The sequence below is a fragment of the Microbacterium sp. genome, assembly GCF_031988965.1.
Taxonomy (GTDB): domain Bacteria; phylum Actinomycetota; class Actinomycetes; order Actinomycetales; family Microbacteriaceae; genus Microbacterium.
Map to the genome: position 1 here is coordinate 485 of NZ_DALZXX010000215.1, position 2,979 is coordinate 3,463.

Sequence of the window (2,979 nt, forward strand, 5' to 3'; positions counted from 1 at the left end):
CCTGTGCGACCGGAGAAAGCCCACGATGCGCTCTCCCTTCCGTGCCGCCTCCGCCGCGCTCCTTCTCGCGATCGCGGTCGCCGCCGCCGGCTGCAGCTCGATGGGCGGGGCCTCGACCGGCGACGCCGGCCCGACGACTCCGAAGCTGTCGACGGTCACGCCCGTGGACGATCCGCGTACGGTGACAGGCGGGAGCACGGCCGTCGCAGCTCGCTCCCCGATCGAGCCGGTCGTCGAGGGGGAGCAGGTTCTGCCGACCTCGATCATCGACAACCAGGGCACCCAGGTGACGGTCGCCGACACGACGCGCATCCTGGCGCTGGACATCTACGGCTCCCTCTCGAGGATCGTCTTCGAGCTCGGTCTCGGTGACAGTGTGGTCGCGAGAGACGTATCGACCGCATTCCCCGAGGCCGCCGATCTTCCCGTCGTCACCGAAAACGGTCATGACCTCAACGCCGAGGCCATCCTCGACATCGCGCCCACCGTGATCCTCACCGACACGAGCCTCGGGCCATGGGACGTGATCCTGCAGATGCGTGACGCCGGGATCCCGGTCGTCGTGTTCGACAGCGCACGATCGACGGAGAACGTCGACGATCTGATCCTGGATGTCGCCACCGCACTCGGAGTTCCCGACCGCGGCACCGCGCTCGCTCAGCGAACTCAGGCGGCGATCGACGACAAGGTCGCGGAGATCGCGGCCGTCGCGCCGCAGGATGACGCGGACCGGGTGCGCATGGTGTTCCTCTACGTGCGAGGGCAGTCCGGCGTGTACTACATGTTCGGCGAGGGCTCGGGAGCCCAATCCCTCATCGCGTCGCTCGGCGGTCATGACGTGGCGGCGGAGATCGACTGGCAGGGGATGCGCCCCGTCACGGACGAGGGGCTGATCGTCGCGCAGCCCGAGCTGATCCTCATGATGACGAAGGGGCTCGAGTCGGTGGAAGGCATCGACGGTCTGATCGAGGCGATCCCCGCGCTCGCGCAGACGCCCGCGGGGCAGAACCGCCGCATCGTCGACATGTCCGACACCGAGATCCTCAGTTTCGGGCCGGCGACCGCCGATGTGCTCGACGCGCTCGCCGTCGCCGTCTACGCGCCCGACGAGGCGCGATGACGGCCGCCACGACGGCGGCGGAAGCTGCCACCCGAGCGGAGATCGCCTCCTCGGGCCCCTCGTCGCAGAGCTCGGATGACGCAGGTGCGCGGAGCCGAACTCCTCGTGCGGCGTCGCGTCGCCGGATCGTCCGCACCGCGGTGTTCGCCACGCTGATCGTCGCCCTCGCGGTGCTCGTCGTCGTGTCCGCGGGAACCGGTCAGCTGGCGATCCCGGCGCAGGAGGTCGTGGGCTCACTGACCGCCCACTGGAACGAGGTCGTGTCGTCGATCGGTGCGCCCTGGCTGGCACTGCCGCAGGGACTCACGCCGCAGCATCCCAACGGCGATGCGACCCTGTGGACCGTGCGATTCCCCCGCCTCGCGCTCGCGGTGCTCGCCGGCGCAGCCCTCGCGATCGCGGGAGCCGTGATGCAGGGCGTCTTCGGCAACCCGCTCGCCGAGCCGGCCGTCGTCGGCGTCTCGACCGGCGCCGCGGTGGGCGCATGTCTGGTGATCGTGTTCGGCCTGACCTTCGCCGGCTCCTTCACCCCGCTCGTGCTCGCCTTCGTCACCGGCATCGCCACCACCCTGCTCGTCTACCTGTCGGCCCGCTCGAACGGGCGCACCGAGGTCGTGACGATCGTGCTCACCGGCGTGGCGGTGAACGCGCTCGGCGGGGCGGTGATCGCTCTCCTCGTGTTCCTCGGCGACACTCAGCAGCGCGAGCAGATCGTGTTCTGGCAGCTCGGGTCGCTCAACGGCACGCGCTGGGCCGACGTCGCGGTCGTCGCGCCCGTCATCGTGATCGGGGTGATCGGATGCCTGTTCCTGTCGCGACGGCTCGATCTCCTGGCGCTCGGCGAACGTCAGGCCAGACACCTCGGGGTGCGCGTCGAGGTGCTGCGCGTCGTGAGCATCACGCTCGTGTCGCTGCTCACGGCGGCAGCGGTCGCGACCTGCGGCATCATCGCGTTCGTGGGTCTCGTCGTGCCTCACGTGATGCGCATGGTTCTGGGCCCCGGCCACCGCGCGCTGCTGCCCGCGAGCGCTCTCGCGGGTGCCGTGCTGCTCACCGGGGCAGACCTCGCCGCCCGCACACTCGTGCCCTATGCAGAGCTGCCGATCGGCATGCTCACGGCACTCGTCGGCGGTCCGTTCTTCTTCTGGCTGCTGCGCCGGTCGCGCCGCCAGGCGGGAGGGTGGGGATGACCGTTCTCCTCGAGGCCGAGGGGCTCGGCATCGAGCTCGGCGGCCGGATGCTGCTGCGCGACGTCTCGCTGCGTGTGCATGCCGGTGAGGTGCTGGTGCTCGTCGGGCCGAACGGCGCCGGCAAGTCGACGCTGCTCGGTGCGCTGATCGGCGATGTCGAGCCCGCCGCCGGACGCGTGTCCCTGCTCGGCACGGCCATCGACGAGATCGCCCCGCGTGAGCGCGCGCGGTTGCGCTCAGTGCTGCTGCAGCACAACGACGTGTCCTTCCCGTTCACGGTCGAGGAGGTCGTCGAGATGGGGCGTGCGCCCTGGCGCGGGCACGACCTGGAGGGTGACGACGCGGCCATCGTCTCGGCGGCTCTCGTCGATGCGCAGGTCGCACACCTCGCCCAGCGCCCCCTGTCGCACCTCTCGGGCGGTGAGAGAGCACGCGCGGCCCTCGCCCGCACGCTCGCCCAGGCGACGCCGGTGCTCGTGCTCGACGAGCCGACCGCGGCACTCGACGTCCGTCACCAGGAGCGAGTGCTCCGTCGTGCCCGGGCGCACGCGGACGCCGGGGGCGCCGCACTCATCGTGCTGCACGATCTCAACCTCGCGGCCGCACACGCGGACCGCATCGCGGTGCTCCATGACGGGCGCCTGCGCGTGTGCGACGTGCCGGAGCGAG

The 2,979-nt window shown here is 70.9% G+C and carries 3 protein-coding genes; all 3 read left to right on the forward strand.

Annotation, left to right across the window (positions count from 1 at the left end):
• The first annotated feature begins 1 nt into the window (after nucleotide 1).
• The gene (locus tag RTM68_RS17745; protein ID WP_396654249.1) at nucleotides 2-1,120 is read left to right on the forward strand and encodes a hemin ABC transporter substrate-binding protein; all 1,119 of its coding nucleotides are present in this window, start codon (nucleotides 2-4) and stop codon (nucleotides 1,118-1,120) included.
• A complete protein-coding gene (locus RTM68_RS17750; protein WP_312173512.1) occupies nucleotides 1,117-2,310 on the forward strand; it encodes an iron ABC transporter permease in 1,194 nt (397 codons plus the stop codon). The genes RTM68_RS17745 and RTM68_RS17750 overlap by 4 nt, the downstream gene beginning before the upstream one ends.
• Nucleotides 2,307-2,979: ATP-binding cassette domain-containing protein (locus RTM68_RS17755; protein WP_312173514.1), on the forward strand; the 673-nt coding region annotated here is incomplete at its 3' end. The genes RTM68_RS17750 and RTM68_RS17755, both read left to right, overlap by 4 nt.